Source organism: Coralloluteibacterium thermophilum (assembly GCF_042654365.1).
GTDB classification, from domain to species: Bacteria; Pseudomonadota; Gammaproteobacteria; order Xanthomonadales; family Xanthomonadaceae; genus Coralloluteibacterium; species Coralloluteibacterium thermophilum.
In genome coordinates this window covers 26,489-44,440 of the sequence record NZ_JBHSGG010000035.1, presented here as the reverse complement: position 1 = coordinate 44,440, position 17,952 = coordinate 26,489, and the positions used below count along the sequence as shown (strand labels likewise).

10 protein-coding genes are annotated in these 17,952 nt (G+C 70.8%); 8 read left to right on the top strand and 2 right to left on the bottom strand.

Annotated elements, in window-relative coordinates; all coding sequences use genetic code 11:
• Nucleotides 1-4: 4 nt before the first annotated feature.
• From atpA to ACFO3Q_RS12815, 4 genes are all read left to right on the top strand, one after another.
• On the top strand, nt 5-1,552 hold the full coding sequence (atpA, locus tag ACFO3Q_RS12830; protein ID WP_377005120.1) for a F0F1 ATP synthase subunit alpha: 1,548 nt from the start codon (nt 5-7) through the stop codon (nt 1,550-1,552).
• Between the two features lie 60 nt (nt 1,553-1,612).
• Nucleotides 1,613-2,476: a F0F1 ATP synthase subunit gamma gene (gene atpG, locus ACFO3Q_RS12825; protein WP_377005119.1), complete on the top strand. Its 864-nt coding sequence runs from the start codon at nt 1,613-1,615 to the stop codon at nt 2,474-2,476.
• A 106-nt stretch (nt 2,477-2,582) separates the two neighbouring features.
• Complete coding sequence (atpD, locus tag ACFO3Q_RS12820; protein ID WP_377005118.1) at nt 2,583-4,010, top strand: F0F1 ATP synthase subunit beta; 1,428 nt, start codon at nt 2,583-2,585, stop codon at nt 4,008-4,010.
• 129 nt (nt 4,011-4,139) lie between these two features.
• Nucleotides 4,140-4,565 carry a F0F1 ATP synthase subunit epsilon gene (locus tag ACFO3Q_RS12815; protein ID WP_377005117.1) on the top strand — a complete coding sequence of 142 codons (426 nt, stop codon included), beginning with the start codon at nt 4,140-4,142 and terminating at the stop codon, nt 4,563-4,565.
• Nucleotides 4,566-4,808: 243 nt separating this feature from the next.
• Here the strand turns inward: ACFO3Q_RS12815 and ACFO3Q_RS12810 are convergent, their stop codons facing one another.
• Nucleotides 4,809-5,198: a GtrA family protein gene (locus ACFO3Q_RS12810; RefSeq protein WP_377005116.1), complete on the bottom strand. Its 390-nt coding sequence runs from the start codon at nt 5,196-5,198 to the stop codon at nt 4,809-4,811.
• Between the two features lie 453 nt (nt 5,199-5,651).
• On the opposite strand from ACFO3Q_RS12810, the gene ACFO3Q_RS12805 reads away from it, so the two are divergent.
• Nucleotides 5,652-10,457, top strand: coding sequence for a DUF7507 domain-containing protein (locus tag ACFO3Q_RS12805; protein WP_377005115.1), 4,806 nt, complete (start codon nt 5,652-5,654; stop codon nt 10,455-10,457).
• Between the two features lie 252 nt (nt 10,458-10,709).
• Here ACFO3Q_RS12805 and ACFO3Q_RS12800 read toward each other — a convergent pair whose 3' ends face one another.
• Nucleotides 10,710-10,907, bottom strand: coding sequence for a hypothetical protein (locus tag ACFO3Q_RS12800; protein WP_377005114.1), 198 nt, complete (start codon nt 10,905-10,907; stop codon nt 10,710-10,712).
• Nucleotides 10,908-11,114: 207 nt separating this feature from the next.
• On the opposite strand from ACFO3Q_RS12800, the gene ACFO3Q_RS12795 reads away from it, so the two are divergent.
• The 3 genes from ACFO3Q_RS12795 to ACFO3Q_RS12785 all read left to right on the top strand — a co-directional run bounded on the left by ACFO3Q_RS12795 (nt 11,115) and on the right by ACFO3Q_RS12785 (nt 17,898).
• Nucleotides 11,115-13,391: an Ig-like domain-containing protein gene (locus ACFO3Q_RS12795; protein WP_377005113.1), complete on the top strand. Its 2,277-nt coding sequence runs from the start codon at nt 11,115-11,117 to the stop codon at nt 13,389-13,391.
• Nucleotides 13,388-17,056 carry a hypothetical protein gene (locus tag ACFO3Q_RS12790; protein ID WP_377005112.1) on the top strand — a complete coding sequence of 1,223 codons (3,669 nt, stop codon included), beginning with the start codon at nt 13,388-13,390 and terminating at the stop codon, nt 17,054-17,056. Before ACFO3Q_RS12795 ends, ACFO3Q_RS12790 begins: the two co-directional genes overlap by 4 nt.
• Before the next feature lie 104 nt (nt 17,057-17,160).
• Nucleotides 17,161-17,898, top strand: coding sequence for a response regulator transcription factor (locus ACFO3Q_RS12785; protein WP_377005111.1), 738 nt, complete (start codon nt 17,161-17,163; stop codon nt 17,896-17,898).
• Nucleotides 17,899-17,952: the final 54 nt, after the last annotated feature.

Below are 17,952 nucleotides of genomic sequence, written 5' to 3'. Positions count from 1 at the left end.
CAAGATGGCCAGTACCCTCAACCCCTCCGAAATCAGCGATCTGATCAAGGCCCGCATCGAGAAGGTCAAGCTGTCGGCCGAGGCGCGCAACGAAGGCACCATCACCAGCGTGTCCGACGGCATCGTGCGCGTGCACGGCCTCGCCGACGTGATGCAGGGCGAGATGATCGAGCTGCCGAACAACACCTTCGCGCTCGCCCTGAACCTGGAGCGCGACTCGGTCGGCGCCGTGGTCCTGGGCGACTACGAGCACCTGCGCGAGGGCGACGCCGCCAAGACCACCGGCCGCATCCTCGAGGTGCCGACCGGCCCGCAGCTGCTCGGCCGCGTGGTCAACGCGCTCGGCGAGCCGATCGACGGCAAGGGCGCCATCGACGCCGCGCAGACCGCGCCGGTGGAGACCATCGCGCCGGGCGTGATCTGGCGCAAGTCGGTCGACCAGCCGCTGCAGACCGGCTACAAGTCCATCGACGCGATGATCCCGATCGGCCGCGGCCAGCGCGAGCTGATCATCGGCGACCGCCAGACCGGCAAGTCCGCGGTGGCGATCGACGCGATCATCAACCAGAAGGGCACGGGCGTTAAGTGCATCTACGTCGCGATCGGCCAGAAGGCCTCGACGATCGCCAACGTGGTGCGCAAGCTCGAGGACAACGGCGCGATGGCGCACACGATCATCGTGGCGGCCTCGGCGTCCGAGTCGGCGGCGATGCAGTACATCGCGCCCTACGCCGGCTGCACCATGGGCGAGTACTTCCGCGACCGCGGCGAGGACGCCCTGATCGTGTACGACGACCTCTCCAAGCAGGCCGTCGCCTACCGCCAGATCTCCCTGCTGCTGCGCCGTCCGCCGGGCCGCGAGGCCTACCCGGGCGACGTGTTCTACCTGCACTCGCGCCTGCTGGAGCGCGCCGCGCGCGTGTCCGAGGAGTACGTCGAGAAGTTCACCAACGGCGCCGTGAAGGGCCGGACCGGCTCGCTGACCGCGCTGCCGATCATCGAGACCCAGGCGGGCGACGTCTCGGCCTTCGTGCCGACCAACGTGATCTCGATCACCGACGGCCAGATCTTCCTCGAGACCGATCTGTTCAACGCCGGCATCCGTCCGGCGGTGAACGCCGGCATCTCGGTGTCGCGCGTGGGTGGCGCGGCGCAGACCAAGATCGTCAAGAAGCTCTCCGGCGGCATCAAGCTCTCGCTGGCGCAGTACCGCGAGCTGGCGGCGTTCGCGCAGTTCGCCTCCGACCTGGATGCGGCCACCCGCGCCCAGCTCGAGCGCGGCCAGCGCGTCACCGAGCTGATGAAGCAGAAGCAGTACGCGCCGATGACCATCGCGCAGATGGCGCTGTCGATCTACGCCGCCAACGAGGGCTACCTGGACGACGTGCCGGTCGCCAAGATCGGCGCGTTCGAGGAGGGCCTGCAGGCCCACTTCGCCAACACCCAGGGCGAGCTGATGGCGAAGATCGTCGAGACCGGCGACTGGAACGGTGACATCGAGGCGGCGTTCAAGAAGGGCATCGCCGAGTTCAAGCAGACCGGAAGCTGGTAACCCCTGGCCGGCGCGGCCTCGTGGCCGCGCCGCCGACGCGACGCTAAGACGGGAAACGACATGGCCGGTGGCCGCGAAATCAAGACCAAGATCAAGAGCGTGCAGAACACCCGCAAGGTGACGCGCGCGCTCGAGATGGTGTCCGCCTCCAAGATCCGGAAGGCGCAGGACCGCATGAAGGCCTCGCGGCCGTACGCGCGCCTGATGAAGCAGATGGTGGGCCACATCGCGCACGCGAATGCGGACTACACCCATCCCTTCATGGTCCAGCGCGACGAGGTCAAGCGGGTCGGCTACATCATCGTCTCCAGCGACCGTGGCCTGGCCGGCGGCCTCAACACCCAGCTGTTCCGCCGGGTGCTGGGCGACATCCGCGCCTGGCAGGAGAAGGGCGCCGAGGTCGACGTGGTGTGCATCGGGCAGAAGGCGCAGGCCTTCTTCCGCCGGCTCAAGGTCGAGATGGTGGCGTCGGTCACCCACCTCGGCGAGCAGCCCCAGGTCGAGGCCCTCATCGGCCTGATCAAGGTCATGCTGGACGGCTTCGAGGAGGGCCGGCACGACCGCGTGTTCCTCTGCTACAACGACTTCGTCAACACCATGACGCAGCGCCCGGCGATCGACCAGCTGCTGCCGCTGCCGGCGTCCGACGAGCTCGAGACCACGCACGACTGGGACTACATCTACGAACCCGACGCGGTGTCCGTCCTCAACGACGTGATGACCCGCTACGTGGAGTCGCTGGTGTACCAGGCGGTCCTGGAGAACCTCGCGTCCGAGCACGCCGCGCGCATGATCGCGATGAAGTCGGCCTCGGACAACGCGACCAAGCTGATCGAGAACCTGAACCTGGTCTACAACAAGGCCCGCCAGGCGGCGATCACGCAGGAGATCTCCGAGATCGTCGGCGGCGCCTCCGCGGTCTGAGTCGTACGCGAGTCCCTCGCAGGAGCCCGCGCGGTCGCGCGGGCGTTCGGAAACAAAGCACGGCGACGCGGTCGCCCGGAATTCAAGTTACTAGAGGGTTTTCAACATGAGCCAGGGCAAGATCGTTCAGATCATCGGCGCGGTCGTCGACGTCGAGTTCGAGCGCGGTGCGGTGCCGAAGGTGTACGACGCGCTGACCGTCGAGGGCACCGAGGTCACCCTCGAGGTGCAGCAGCAGCTGGGCGACGGCGTGGTCCGCGCGATCGCGCTGGGCTCGACCGACGGCCTCAAGCGCAACCTCGTCGCCAACAACACCGGGCGCGCCATCTCGGTGCCGGTCGGCAGCGCCACGCTGGGCCGCATCATGGACGTGCTCGGCCGCCCGATCGACGAGGTCGGCCCGATCGAGGCGAAGGAGCACTGGGAGATCCATCGCCAGGCCCCGAGCTACGAGGACCAGGCGGCCACCAACGAGCTGCTGGAGACCGGCATCAAGGTCATCGACCTGATGTGCCCGTTCGCCAAGGGCGGCAAGGTCGGCCTGTTCGGCGGCGCCGGCGTGGGCAAGACCGTCAACATGCTCGAGCTGATCAACAACATCGCGACGCAGCACTCGGGCCTGTCGGTGTTCGCCGGCGTGGGCGAGCGCACCCGCGAGGGCAACGACTTCTACCACGAGATGATCGAAGCCGGCGTCGTCAAGCTCGACGACAAGACCCAGTCCAAGGTGGCGATGGTCTACGGCCAGATGAACGAGCCGCCGGGCAACCGCCTGCGCGTCGCGCTGACCGGCCTGACCATGGCCGAGTACTTCCGCGACGAGAAGGACGCCTCGGGCAAGGGCCGCGACGTGCTGTTCTTCGTGGACAACATCTACCGCTACACCCTGGCGGGTACCGAGGTGTCGGCGCTGCTGGGCCGCATGCCGTCGGCGGTGGGTTACCAGCCGACCCTGGCCGAGGAGATGGGCGTTCTGCAGGAGCGCATCACCTCGACCAAGACCGGCTCGATCACCTCGATCCAGGCGGTGTACGTGCCTGCGGACGACCTGACCGACCCGTCGCCGGCGACCACCTTCGCCCACCTCGACGCGACCGTCGTGCTCTCGCGCAACATCGCCTCGCTCGGCATCTACCCGGCGGTCGATCCGCTGGATTCGACCAGCCGCCAGCTCGACCCGAACGTCATCGGCCACGACCACTACGACACCGCGCGCCGCGTGCAGGAGACCCTGCAGCGCTACCGCGAGCTCAAGGACATCATCGCGATCCTGGGCATGGACGAGCTGTCCGAGGAAGACCGCCAGATCGTGGCGCGCGCCCGCAAGATCGAGCGCTTCTTCTCGCAGCCCTTCCACGTCGCGGAAGTGTTCACCGGTGCGCCCGGCAAGTACGTGTCGCTGAAGGACACCATCCGCGGCTTCAAGATGATCCTCGATGGCGAGGTCGACCACCTGCCCGAGCAGGCCTTCTACATGGTCGGCGGCATCGAGGAAGCCATCGAGAAGGGCAAGAAGATGGCGGAGAAGGCGTAAGGCGGCCGCCAGGGAAGAGGGGACAGGGAACAGGAGCGGCCTGCAGCCAGGCCGCCTCGCGCCCGTCCGCTACGTCCCGTTCCCGGTTCCCCATTCCCCGTTCCCGCGTTTCCTTATCGAGGTAGCACCATGGCAACCACCATCCGCTGCGACATCGTCAGTGCCGAGGAGGAGATCTTCCGTGGCACCGTGTCGATGGTCGTGGCCACCGGCGAGCTCGGCGAACTCGGCATCGCGCCGCGGCATGCGCCGCTGATCACCCGCCTGAAGCCGGGCCAGGTCCGCGTGATCCTCGAGAATGGCGAGGAGCAGTTCTTCTACGTCTCCGGCGGCATCCTCGAGGTGCAGCCGCAGGTCGTGACCGTACTGGCGGACACCGCCGTGCGCGCCAAGGACCTGGACGAGAAGGCGGCCCTGGCCGCGAAGCAGGAAGCCGAGCGCGCGCTCGCAGGGCGCGGCGAGGCGCAGGAGATCGCCGAGGCGCAGGCCAAGCTGGCCGAGGCGGTCGCGCAGTTGCAGGCCCTCGAGCGCCTGCGCCGCAACCTGAAGCACTGACCCCGCTTCGACCGAAGTATCCCGACGATGCCGGCCTCGCGCCGGCATCGTCGTTTCAGGAGGCGGGACGCGAGCGTCGACGTGGCGGCTGTGGCCGATGCGATGGCGCGGCCGATCTTCCAGCCCGCGTCCGGGAGACGTGGCGCCAGCCCGGCCGAGCCGCCCCGACCGCGTGCGCCTGCGGCCCGGTGCTTCCCCGTCGTGCCCCGGGGACGTCCGCAGTGTCGCGCGGTGGTGTCCGCCTCAGCGGTAGATCCAGACGCGCGACACGGCGAAGCCGATCAGCGCCATGCCGCATTCCACCAGCGGCTTCGCCAGCCAGGCGTTGCGCAGGCCCAGCTCGCGCGCGACGAGCCCGATCAGCACAGTGCTGATCAGGGTGAGCACGATCCAGGCGACGACGAAGCGGCCGAGATGGCGCGGGCCGCAGCGCGAGCGGCCGTCCTCGGCGAAGGTGACCCGACCGTTGAGCCAGAAGCCGACCAGGGCGCCGGCGATGCGGCCGCCGACGTTGGCCATGACGACGGGCACGCCCGCTGCGCTCAATCCGACCAGCAAGGCCCAGTCGATCGCGAACTGCACGCCGCCGACGAGGAGATAGCTGCCGCCCTGGCGCGCCAGGGTCATCGACATGCCGGTCCTGCGTGGTCCTGTCCGGTGTGGTCCGAGGTCGCGTGCATGGAGGGAGAAGAGTCGGAAGGGGCGGGATGCTAGCAGGCCCCGTGCGGGCGGATGTCGGAGCGGCGTTAACGCGCCTGTCCGCGTCGGCTTTCGGATCAACGTGAAGATGCGGTGAGGAAACGTGATTGTCCTCACATTTCCTCTCGCCTTTAATGCCCGCCCGAATCGCCCAGGGGTGGCGCCGCACCGAACGGCGCCTTTCGTCTTGCCAGGAGAAACCGCCGACCGGCGGTCGTGAGGTCCGCCTCGCGACCGTCCGGGCCGGCGGCGTCGGCGCGCGCCTCCGTTCCGGCAAGCAGGCCCCGGGTCCGTAGACGAATCGAAGAAACAGGTGGCGGCATGAGCCAGGCAGACAGGCGGACCGGTGGTCCGATCACGAGGGTGGCACGTACGGCCGGAACGCGGATGCGCTGGCTGGGCGCGCTCTGCGCGCTGCTGTTCCTCGTCCACGGCACGGCGTATGCGCAGCTTGCCGAGCGCCACAGCTTCAACGTCCGCGGCGACGTCGAGATGATCGGCAACGCGCTGCTGACCTGCACCAGCTGCGATCAGTCGAACAGCGCGCTCAGCAACGGCTCCACCGTGCCGATGCGCTACGTCAACGTCGAGGGCGACTTGTTGCCTGCCGGCGTGCCGCAGAATTCGTCGACGGCCACGCTGAGCCTGCCCCCCGGTGCGACGGTCCTCTCCGCCGGCCTGTACTGGGGCGGTCGCGCGCCTGAGTCGAACGCCGACCGTGGCACCATCCATTTCAGGACGCCGCGCGGCGTCTACCGGCCGATGGTGGCCGCCGCCACCAACCTCCACACCTTCCCGAGCCAGGGCGATCCCGGGAGCCGCCCTTACACCGCCTACGTCGACGTGACCGACCTCGTCGCCGCCGCGGGTGCGGGCACCTACGCGGCCGGCGGTCTCACCTCGGACATCACCCAGAACGGCGGCAGCCTCGGCAACTACGGCGGCTGGGCGTTGATCGTGCTGTACGAGGACGCGGGCAAGCCCTATCGCCGCCTCATGGTCTTCGACGGCAACGCCGGCTACGTCAACGGCAGCAATCCGCAGTCGGTGACGGTGAGCGGCCTCCTGACGCCGGTGTCGGGCTCGTTCGATGCCTACATGGGCGCACTGGTGTGGGAAGGCGACGGCGGCATCAGCGGCGACCAGTTCAGCCTGACCGGGGCCGATGTGCTCAACCCCGGCGCGCTCTCCGACGCCCTGAGCCCCCTGAACAACTTCTGGAACAGCGGCATCACCCGCCTGGGCGAGCGCTTCACCGACAAGAACCCCGACTACGTCAACCAGTTCGCGGTCGACCTGAAGCTGGTCGACATCTCCAACACGCCCACGAACGCCGGCCGCCCCCGCCTCCGCAACGGGGCGAGCGGCGCGACCCTCACCTTCACCAGCAGCCAGGACGCCTACTTCCCGCACGCGCTGGTGTTCGTCACCGACATCTTCTTCCCCGACCTGGTCACCTCGCTGCGCAAGGAGGCGCGCCGCATGGACGGCACGCCGCTGGGCCCGGACAGCACGATCCGCCACGGCGAGGAGATCGAGTACGTCATCTCCTTCACCAACAGCGGGCAGGACGGCGCGACCCAGGTCACCGTGCTCGACCCGATTCCGGCGAACACCACCTACGTCCCGAACTCGTTGCATATCGTGAGCAATGCGCAGGACGGGTTCGTCGGCGAGCCCAGCGACGCGGTGGGCGACGACGTCGCCGAGTACGACGCAGCCGCGAACCGCGTGGTCTTCCGCGTGGGCACGGGCGCGGACGCGGTCCAGGGCGGGCGCCTGGGGCAGGGCGAAAGCGCGTCGATGACCTTCCGCGTGAGCGTGAACGCCGACGCGGCCATCGGCACGCCGATCCGCAACGACGCCAGCGTGCGCCACAACGCCGAGACCGTGCCGCTCGACTACGACGTCGAGGGCGGCGCGGAGACCAACGTCGTGGGACCGGTCCTGCCGGTGGCGGAAGACATCGACTTCTGCCCCGCCGACGGCAGCGTCTTCAACGTGGTCAACGGCGTCGGCATCTACCGCTACACCCCGGGCGCCGGCGCGGACGTGCGGGTCGGCAGCCTCGACTTCCCGGTGAGCGGCGACCTGAACGCGCTCATGGTGGACGCCAGCGGCCCGCGCAACCGGCTGCTGTTCCACGCCGCGGGCACCGGCATGGTGTGGGCCTACGACCCGACCCACCCGACCAGCCCGGGCTGGTACGAGACCGGCGCGGTGGTGAACGTCAACCTGCCGCGCGCCGGCATGACCCCGGATGGCGTGGGCTACATGATCACCTCGGTGACCGGCCCCACCGACGCGCCGACCGCGCAGATGTACCGGATCGAGCGGAGCGGGGACTACGGCTACGTCGTGGGTGCGCCGACCACCCTGCGCTACGACGTCAATCCGACCGACCGCGGCTCCGGCGACATCGCCTTCGACGACAAGGGCTACGGCTGGCTGGTCGCAGGCTCCGACCTCTACAAGATCGACGTGGACGCGGGCACCGCCACGCGCCAGCAGAGCTTCACCGGCGCACCCTCCGGCGCCAACTATGCCGGCGCGGCCTTCGGCGACGACGGCAGGCTGTACGTGGTGGTCAACGCCACCGGCGCGTACTACGCCATGGACCTGGCGAGCGGCACGATGGAGCTCGTGGCGACCTCGGTGGGCACCGGCGCCAACAACCGCGGCCGCGACCTCGCGTCCTGCAGCTTCCCGACCATCGAGCCCGCGCGCCTGCAGGTCGAGAAGGCCCTGGCGTCCATCACCCGCGCCGGGGCGGCCGTCCCGGCCACGGAGCCGGCGGCGCCCGGCGACGTGCTCGTCTACGACATCCACGTGCGCCACGTCGGCGGCAACCAGGCCGCGACCGTGTTCCCCGGCGACGTGACCGAGACCGTGCCGGCGAACACCTCGCGCACCGGCGCGACGGCCGACGACTTCGCCTGCACCGGCGCGGACTGCACGAACGCCGAGGCGCGCAACATCGCGTCGGGCCAGAGCGCCACGTTCCGGTTCTCGGTGCGGATCGACACCGACGTCCCGGCCTCGGTCGATCGGATCGACAACAGCGTGTCGGTCGCCGGCGTGGACTGCGGCGCGGCCGGCAGCGACTGCACCGAGACCACGCCGCTCGACGTCCGTCCCGGCCTGAGCTCCATCAAGACCCTGGTCGCGGTCGACGGAGCGGCGCCGACCGGCCCCGTCGCGCTGGGCGACGTGCTGACCTACAGCGTGGTCGCGACCAACACCGGCAACGTCGTGCTGCCGACCGTCGTCGTCGCCGATGCGCGCATCGTCCCGGGCTCGGAGACCTGCGCGGCACTGGCGCCGGGGGCGGAGTGCGTCCTGACCGGCACGTACACCGTCACCCAGGCCGACATCGACGCCGGCGTCGTGACCAACACGGCGACCATCACGACCCCGGACACGCCGCAGACGTGCCCCGCAGGGGCGACCGACGCGGCCTGCCGTCCGAGCTTCGACGTCTCCACGGAGGCGGCCGCGCCGGCGCTGACGGTCGTCAAGACCGCCGGCTCCCCCAGTGGCGACACGGCGGGCAGCACGGTGGGCTACCAGTTCGTGGTGACCAACACGGGCAACGTCACGCTGTCGGGCATCGCGATCGACGACGACCGCCTGGACGCGCCCGCCACCTGTGCGGCGACCACGCTGGCGCCGGGGGGCACCACGACGTGCACCGGCACGCACACCATCACCCAGGCGGAGATCGACGCGGGCGAGGTGCGCAACACCGCGACCGCGACCGGCATCGCGCCCGGCGGCGGCACGGTCGCCAGCCCGCCCGACGACGCGGACGTGGGCATCGATGCCGCGCCCGCCCTGAGCCTGGTCAAGACCGCCGGCACGCCGAGCGGCAACCGCGCGGGCAGCACGGTCGGCTACCAGTTCGTGGTGACCAACACGGGCAACGTCACGCTGTCGGGGATCGCGATCGACGACGACCGCCTGGACGCGCCCGCTACCTGTGCGGCGACCACGCTGGCGCCGGGGGGCACCACGACGTGCACCGGCACGCACACCATCACCCAGGCGGAGATCGACGCGGGCGAGGTGCGCAACACCGCGACCGCGACCGGCACCGCGCCCGGCGGCGGCACGGTCGCCAGCCCGCCGGACGACGCCGACGTCGCGATCGCGCGCAATCCGGCGCTGGCGACGGACAAGGCCCTCACGGCGAACGCCGACGAGGACGCCAGCGGCACGGTCACCCTGCACGACACCCTGACCTACACCGTCACCGCGACCAACACGGGGACCGTCACCCTCGCCAACGTCGAGGTCCGCGACGACCGCATCGTGCCGTCGAGCATCGTGTGCGCCAGCCTCGCGCCCGGCGCCGCCTGCACCCTGGTCGGCACCTACGTGGTGGCGCAGGCCGACGTGAACGCCGGCCAGGTCCTCAACACGGCCTCGATCGCCACGGACGAGCCGGGCGTCTGCGCCGCCGGCGGCACGTCGGCCGCCTGCAACCCGAGCCTGACCGTCGCCGTCATCCCCTACGAGATCGTGGCCACGGACGACGCGTTCGGCCCCGTGAACGGCGCCGACGGCGCGGCCGACGTCGGCAACCTGCTCGACAACGACACGCTCGATGGCGTGGCGGCGACGCCGGCGACCGTCTCGATCACGGTGGACACGCTGCCGGCCGGTGCACCGGGCATCGACGTCGATACCGCGACGGGCGTGGTCAGCGTCGCGCCGGGCACGCCGGCGGGGACCTACACCTTCGCGTACACGCTGTGCGAGGTGCTGAACCCGACCAACTGCGACACCGCGACGGTGACCGTGGTGGTCGAGGCCGCGGCCATCGTGGCGAACGACGACGCCTTCGGTCCGGTCAACGGCGCCGACGGCGCGACCGGCATCGGCAACCTGCTCGACAACGACACGCTCAACGGCGTGACGGCGGTGCCGGGGATGGTCTCGATCGCTCCCGACGCGCTGCCTGCGGGAATCGAGGTCGATGCCGCGACCGGCGCGGTGAGCGTCGCGCCGGGCACGCCGGCGGGGACCTACACCTTCGCGTACACGCTGTGCGAGGTGCTGAACCCGACCAACTGCGACACGGCGACGGTTCGCATAGGTGCAGTTCGAGAATGGTGGGAGGAGTCCGTGGACGCGAACAAGATCAAGTTAGTCACGATCACAGAAGACAGAAGCTGGCGCTCAAACTTCTAGAGAACGCCCCGGCATCTTCCGAGCTTGAGCTTTCTTGATGCTACGAGCGCTTCCGGAAATCCTCGAAATCGCTCTTGAAATGCTCGGCTTGTTCGATTGCCGCGGTATATGCGGAGCCTAGCGTACTAGGCTCCGCGTTTTCCGCACGCACTGCGAGACCCGCGACAACTCGCTCCCCCTCATATAGCTCCACCATCCATCCGGCGGCGGGAGCTGGCAGAGGATGGATCACGTAGTGCATGCGTGCCTCCATTAGCGCGAGCCGAAGCTATCCGTGCTCTGCGAAGCCTTGCGCTCCGAGTCCCGCTCCCGCTCCCTCTCCCGTTCCGCATTCCTGTCGCAGCCCGAGGACAAGCAGGGGAAAATGGTGCCCATCGGCTGCGGGTTTTGTGCGGATGCCGATGCAGCGACGCCGAGCAGCAGCATCGCGGTAAGGATCGTCTTGGTCATGATGGTTCCTCGATGCCGCGCTTGGCCCCCTGTGCGGGAGCGCCGAGGCGGCGGCTTGGCCCCGGCGCTGGTCAATCTTACAGGTCTATACCGAACCCAAGACCTGCGAAGCCGCGGAGCGCGCTGGCGAGAGGGGTGATTTAGGAGTTCACTCCAGCGGCCATCGCGGCCAGCGACGACAGCGCCTCGACGCCCCAGAACACGCCGGTGACCACGCCGGTCCTGGACAACGACACCCTCGACGGGCTGCCGCCGGCCGTGGACGCCGTCGACGTGACCGTCCTCGTCCAGCCGGCCAACGGGACCGTCGTCGTCGGCGACGACGGCACCGTCACCTATACCCCGGACCCCGGGTTCTCCGGCGAGGACGTCTACCAGTACCAGGTCTGCGAGACGCTCAATCCGGGCAACTGCGCCAGCGCCACCGTGACCGTCACGGTCCTGCCGAACCGGGTCGAGGCGATCGACGACACACCGGGAAGCGTGGGCCCCGGGGAGCCGCTGGACGTGGTCGTGGTCGGCAACGACACCTCCACCGGCGCGCCGCTGGACCCGCACTCCGTGCGCGTCTCGACGCCGCCGGCGAACGGCCAGGCGACCTGTACGGCCGGAACCTGCACCTACACGCCGCGCCCCGGATTCGTCGGCATCGACACCTTCGTGTACGAGGTCTGCGACACCTCCTGGCCGGTTGTGGTCTGCGACACCGCCACCGTGACCATCGACGTCGAGGGCGCGGCGACCCTGCGGCTGACCAAGACCGCCGGCGTGCGCGAGGTCCGGGTGGGCGACCTGGTCCGCTACACGCTGACCGTCGAGAACGTCGGCGAGGCCGACGTGACCGGCGCCAGCCTGCTGGACACGCCGCCGGCCGGTTTCAGCTACGTCGGGGGCTCGCTCGTTGCCGAGGACGGGCGCGCCTACGCCACGAGCGGCTACAACCCGATCCGCATCGACGGGCTGAGCCTCGCCGTCGGCGAGCGGACGACCCTGCATTACCTGCTGCGGGTCGGTGCGGGCGTGCGCAGCGGAACCCACGTCAACCAGGTGGAAGCCTTCGATGCCGCCGGGACGTCCCTGTCCAACGTCGCCACGGCGCAGGTGCGCTCGGCGGTCGATCCCCTGCTCGACGAATCCCTGGTCGTCGGCACGGTCTTCCACGACCGCGACGGCGACGGCTGGCAGGACTCGGCTGCGCTGAGCGGCGTGCACGTCCGTGGCGGCTTCGCGCCCGGCGCCTACGTCGCCGGCTCCACCACGCTCGACCGCGGCGACGGCCACCAGCCTGTCGCGGACGCCAGTGCGCCGCTGCTGCACGGCATCGCGCTGGGCCGCATCGCCGGACGGGGCTCGGAGGCCGACCGCAGCGGCGGGAACCGCGTGGTGATCCGGCAGCGTCTGCGCGAGCCCGCGTTCACCGACGACTTCGTCCTGACCAGCAGCCAGGGCATCACCCTGCGGATGGCGGCCGACGGCACCACGACGGTGGAAACCTCGGGCGAGGCCGCGCGCGGCCTCACCGCGGCCGAACCGGTGGTCGAGCGCCGCGTCTCGGCGGTCGCGGACGGCTACGTGGTCGACTACGTCATCGACAACCGCGGCATCGACGAGCGCGGCATCCCCGGCGTGCGCATCGCCACGGTCGAGGGACTGCTGGTCGAGACCGACCAGTACGGCCGCTACCACCTCACCGGCCTTTCGGGCGGCGTGCGGGCGAACGGCCGCAACCTCATCCTCAAGGTCGATCCCTCGACGCTGCCGCCGGGCACGGTGTTCACCACCGACAACCCGCAGCTGCGCCGGGTGACGCCCGGACTGCCCGTGCGCTTCGACTTCGGCGTGCAGATGCCGGCGACCGCCCTGGAGGGCGGAACGGAGCGCATCGAGCTCGAACTGGGCGAGGTGCTGTTCGCACCCGGCAGCGCCGTCCTCGAGCCGCGCTACCTGCCGGTGGTCGAGGCCATGGCCGCACGGATCGACGCCCATGCCGGCGGCGACGTGCTGATCCGCGCGGACGGGGAGAGCGAGGCGCTGGCCTTCGAGCGCGCCGCGGCGCTGCGGGACGCCCTGCGTGCAGCGGTGGACCCGGCGCATGCCGACGCGCTCACGGTGGCGCTGCGCGCCGAGACCGACGACCCCCAGACCCTCGTGGCCCTGCTCGGCGAGGGCGGGACTTTGCTGGGGACGGTGCTGTTCGAGACCGACAGCGCGGAGATCCATCCGGAGTTCGGGCCGCTGCTCGACCGCCTGGCCGCCTTCCTGGAGCGGCGCGGCGGCGGCACGGTGACGATCGCCGGACACACCGACGTGCGCGGATCGCACGCCTACAACGCCGCCCTCGGCCTGCGCCGCGCGCAGGCGGTCTTCGCGGCGCTGGAACAGCGACTGAGCCCCGGACTGCGCGCCGCCGTGCGCGTCGAGGCCAGCGCCGGGCCGGCCGCGGCCATCGGCACGACGCGCGAGCAAGGGGAGCGCGCACCATGAAGATGAAGCTTCTCGACTACACCCTGATCTGCCTGCTCGGCGGTGCGCTGCCGGCCGTGGCGCAGGCCCGGGCGCCCGAGGCGGCGCCGCCGGCCGCCATCGACTGCGACGCCGCTGCGTGCTCGGACGACGGCGAACTGCTGTTCCGCCTGCGCTCGCGCAGCTACGACGCACCGGTCACCCGCGGCACCGACGCGGGCTCGTCCGCGGAGGCGCTGCAGCCCGACCGGCGCGCCGAGGTCGCGTTCGCCGCGCCGGGCCGCGCGCACGCCAGCGGGACGTTCTCGATCCACCTGCCCGGTGGCGGCGTGATCTGGGCGACCGAGGACCCCACGCTGGGGCGCCCGGAGCTGGCGGTTTCCGCACCGACCCTGGTCGCCTACGACGGCCGTGCCGTGGTGGAGCCGGTCCGCTTCTTCGTCCGGGGCAACTACCCCGGCTTCGTCGAGCGCTACGAGATCGCGATCTACCGCGGCAGCGACGCAGACCTGGTCGATCCGCTGGCGGTGGTGCCGGTGCCCGTGGCGCCGGTCGCGCAGGCGGAGTGGGACGGCGCACTGCCCGCGCGCTACCGCCATCGCGTCGGCGACGCGCTGCGCTACGTCCTGCGCGCCTACGACGCACACGGGCGCATGGACGAGACCCACGCGCGCACCCTGCAACTGGTCCGTCCCGAGGACGCCCGCCGCAGCGCGACGCAACTGCGCGAGCGGACCGAGCGGCAACTGGGCACCGCGCTGGGTGCGGACGAGGCGCAGTCGCAGTCGATGCTCGACGCGGTGTTCGCCGGCAACGACCTGCGCCAGCACAACATCCCGATCCACGGCTCGCGGATCCGCATCCAGGGGCGCGACCTGCCGGAGGGCGCCACGCTCAGCATCAACGGCGAGCGCTATCCCGTCGACCTCGAGCGCAAGTTCGTCGCCGAGTACCTCGCGCCGGTCGGGGTGCATCGGTTCGACGTCGCGGTGGAGGACCGCGGCGGCAACGCCGTGCGCGAGACGCTCGACGTGGAGGTCACCGGGCGCTACTTCTTCGGCGTCGCCCTGGCCGACCTCACCGTCCACCAGAACCGCATCGGCGGCTCGGCGGCGCCGTTCGCGAACGACGCGCGAGCCGACGACGACATCCTGTCCGACGCGCGGCTGGCCTTCTATCTCAAGGCCAAGACCGGCGGGAAGTACCTGGTCACCGCGCAGGCGGACACCACCGAGCGCGCCACCGGCGACCTGTTCGACGGCTTCTTCCGCGCGGACCCGCAGGACGTGTTCCGCCGCCTCGACCCCGACCTGTACTACCCGGTCTACGGCGACGATTCGACCACCTGGCGCGACGTGGACACCATGGGCCGGCTCTACCTGCGCGTCGACTGGGACCAGAACCAGGCGCTGTGGGGCAACTTCGCCACCGGCCTGACCGGCACCGAATACGCGCAGTACGTGCGCTCGCTCTACGGTGCGGCGCTGGCCTGGCGCGCGCCGGCCAGCAACGCCTGGGGCGACCCGCGTACCAGCCTGCGCGTGTTCGCGTCCGAGGCGCAGTCGGCGCCGGGGCACAGCGAGTTCGTCGGCACCGGCGGCTCGCTGTACTACCTGCGGCACACCGACCTGCTGCCCGGTTCGGACCGCGTGGTGCTCGAGGTCCGCGACCGCACCACCGGCCGCGTGCAGAACCGCGTCGACCTGCTGCGCGGGGCCGACTACGAGATCGACGAACTCCAGGGCCGCATCATCCTGTCGCGCCCGCTGGCGCAGATCACCCGCGAGAACGTGCCGACCCTGACGCGCGACGTCCCGCTCGACGGCTACGAGCAGCGCCTGGTGGTGGACTACGAGTGGATCCCGACCGGCTTCGACGCCGACGAGATCACGGCGGGCCTGCGCGGCAAGCACTGGTTCGGCGATCACCTCGGGGTGGGCGCGACCTGGGTCGACGAGAACCGGGCGGGCGAGGACTACACCCTCATGAGCGCCGACGTCACCCTGCAGGCGGGACGCGGCACGTTCCTCAAGGTCGAGCACAGCCGGACCGAGGCCACCGGCGCGCCGGTGTTCTTCTCCGACAACGGCGGCCTGAGCTTCACCCGCCTCAATCCCGACGGGCCGCGCGAGGGCGAGGCGACCGCCGTCGAGGCGCGCGCGAACCTGCGCGAGCTCGGCCTGACCTCGCTCGACTGGACCGGCGCGGCGTGGTGGCGGCGGGTCGATGCCGGCTTCTCCATCGCGCGGCACGACACCGGCCTCGGGATCGAGGAGGTCGGCGCGGAGCTGGCGGGCCAGCTCACCCAGGACATCGACGTCCATGCGCGCTGGAGCCGCGCCGAACGCGGCGCGGACACCCTGACCCAGGCCCAGATCACGGGCGAGTGGCGCATCTCCCCCGACGCCGCCCTCGGCGCCGAGCTGCGCCGGGTGCAGGAGGGGCGTGCCGGCGGCGACGTGGCCGGCCTGCTGGGCGCGGTGAAGTACAGCCAGCGCGTCGGCGACGCGCTGGACCTGTACGGCATCGCCCAGGCCACCCTCGACGACGACGGCGACGCCTACCGCGACAACGATGCGCTCACCGCGGGCGCGCGCTACCTGTTCGGGGACCAGTCGAGCGTGGGCGCCGAGGTCACCGGCGGCGACCGCGGCGATGCGGCGCGGATCGATGCCGAATACCGCCTGCGTCCCGAGCAGACCCTGTACGCCGGCTACACCTATTCGACCGACCGTACCGCCTACGATCCGCTCTTCAATCCCGTCTCGCAGAACGGCTGGACGCTGGGCCAGCGCTGGCGCCTGTCCAACCAGGTCAACCTGTTCAACGAAAGCCAGTTCCTGAAGGCGCCGACGGAGTCCGGCCTCGCGCACACCTTCGGCATGGACTTCTATCCCGCCCAGGGCTGGAACACCGGCTTCACGCTGCAGTCGGGCGAACTCGTCAACGCCGCGGGCGGCGAGATCGACAGGCGCGCGATCAGCGTCGGCGGCGGGCGCACCTCCGCGCGCACCGACTGGCAGAGCCGCGTCGAGTGGCGGCGCGACACCGGCGCCGAGCGGCGCACCCAGTGGGTGACGACCAACCGCCTGGCGCACCGGGTCAACGAGAGCCTGCGCATCGCCGCGCGGCTGAACTATTCGAAGACCGAGGACGAGATCCTGGCCGCCGCCGGTGCCCGCTTCGTCGAAGGCAACCTGGGCTTCGCCTGGCGTCCGTGGGACAGCACCCGCTGGGCGCTGTTCGGTCGCTATACCTACCTCTACGACCTCGCCTCGTTCGGCCAGATCGGGGGCGCCACGGTCGACCAGCGCTCGCAGATCCTGTCCTTCGAGGGCGTGTACAGAGCGGGCCGGCACTGGGAGTTCGCCGGCAAGCTCGCGCGTCGGGAAGGCGAGGTCCGCTACGAGCGCGGGACCGGTCCGTGGTTCGACAGCGGCACCGACTTCGCCGCCGCGCAGGTGCGCTACGAGCTGCTCCAGCGTTGGCACGCGCTGGCGGAGTACCGCTGGCTGTCGGTGGACGATGGCGGCGAACGCGCCGGCTGGCTGGTCGGCGTGGACCGCGACATCGGGCGCAACTTCCGCATCGGTGCCGGCTACAACTTCACCGACTTCAGCGACGACCTGACGCGGTTCGACTACGACCATCGCGGCTGGTTCGTGAACTTCACCGGGCGCTACTGAGCGTGTCCCGCCAGCGTCCGCTGGGGCATCATCCCGCGGTCCGGCGGAGGCGACGGCAGCGCGAAGCACCCGCCGCGGGCGGAGACGGAGAGAGAGACGAGGACATGGCGGACAGGCACCCCGGAGGCGGGCATGCGGGGGAGACCGGGATTTCGCCCGAGCTGGCCCAGCTCTACATCGCGCTCGTGGAGGACGACGAGGAGCTGCGGGCGCTGATCGCGGCGAACCTGGCCGATCTCGGCCTGCAGGTGACGCCGCTGCACAGCGCGGAGGAGCTCGCCGTCCACCTCGAGACCTCGCCCTGCGACGTGGTGATCCTGGACGTGGGCCTGCCCGGCGAGGACGGGCTGTCCGTGGCACGCCGGCTGGCGGAGGAGTCCGACATCCGCATCGTCATGCTCACCGGCCGCAACGGGCCGGAGCACGTCGCGCGCGGGCTGCTCCAGGGCGCCGACCTCTACCTCACCAAGCCGGTGGACGAGGCGGTGCTCGTCGCCGGGCTGGAGAGCATCGCCCGGCGCATGCGCGGGCGGACGCGGCGGGCGCCGCCGGTGTGGGCGCTCGCCAGCGACGGCTGGACGCTGTGCGCGCCGGACGGCGCCACGCTCGCGCTGACCCGTCCCGAGCGCGTCGTGCTGCGGCGGCTGGTCGCCGCCTCGGGGTCGCCGGTGCCCAAGGACGCGCTCATCGGCGACCTCACCGACCGGCCCTGGGACTTCGATCCCCATCGGCTCGAGATGCTGGTGCATCGCCTGCGCACGCGCGTGCGGACCATGCTGGGGCGCGAGTGTCCCGTGCGTGCGGTGCGCGGCGTCGGCTACCTGTTCGATCCGGCGGGGTAGCCGGCCGCGGGGCCCGTGCGCTCTACAATGGCGGATTCTCCCGAATGGAGTCGC

Bases quoted from the DNA above. Each gene is read 5' to 3' on its own strand.
- atpA (WP_377005120.1), top strand. From the start codon at position 5: ATGGCCAGTACCCTCAACCCCTCCGAAATCAGCGATCTGATCAAGGCC.
- atpG (WP_377005119.1), top strand. From the start codon at position 1,613: ATGGCCGGTGGCCGCGAAATCAAGACCAAGATCAAGAGCGTGCAGAAC.
- atpD (WP_377005118.1), top strand. From the start codon at position 2,583: ATGAGCCAGGGCAAGATCGTTCAGATCATCGGCGCGGTCGTCGACGTC.
- ACFO3Q_RS12815 (WP_377005117.1), top strand. From the start codon at position 4,140: ATGGCAACCACCATCCGCTGCGACATCGTCAGTGCCGAGGAGGAGATC.
- ACFO3Q_RS12810 (WP_377005116.1), bottom strand. From the start codon at position 5,198: ATGTCGATGACCCTGGCGCGCCAGGGCGGCAGCTATCTCCTCGTCGGC.
- ACFO3Q_RS12805 (WP_377005115.1), top strand. From the start codon at position 5,652: ATGCGCTGGCTGGGCGCGCTCTGCGCGCTGCTGTTCCTCGTCCACGGC.
- ACFO3Q_RS12800 (WP_377005114.1), bottom strand. From the start codon at position 10,907: ATGACCAAGACGATCCTTACCGCGATGCTGCTGCTCGGCGTCGCTGCA.
- ACFO3Q_RS12790 (WP_377005112.1), top strand. From the start codon at position 13,388: ATGAAGATGAAGCTTCTCGACTACACCCTGATCTGCCTGCTCGGCGGT.
- ACFO3Q_RS12785 (WP_377005111.1), top strand. From the start codon at position 17,161: ATGGCGGACAGGCACCCCGGAGGCGGGCATGCGGGGGAGACCGGGATT.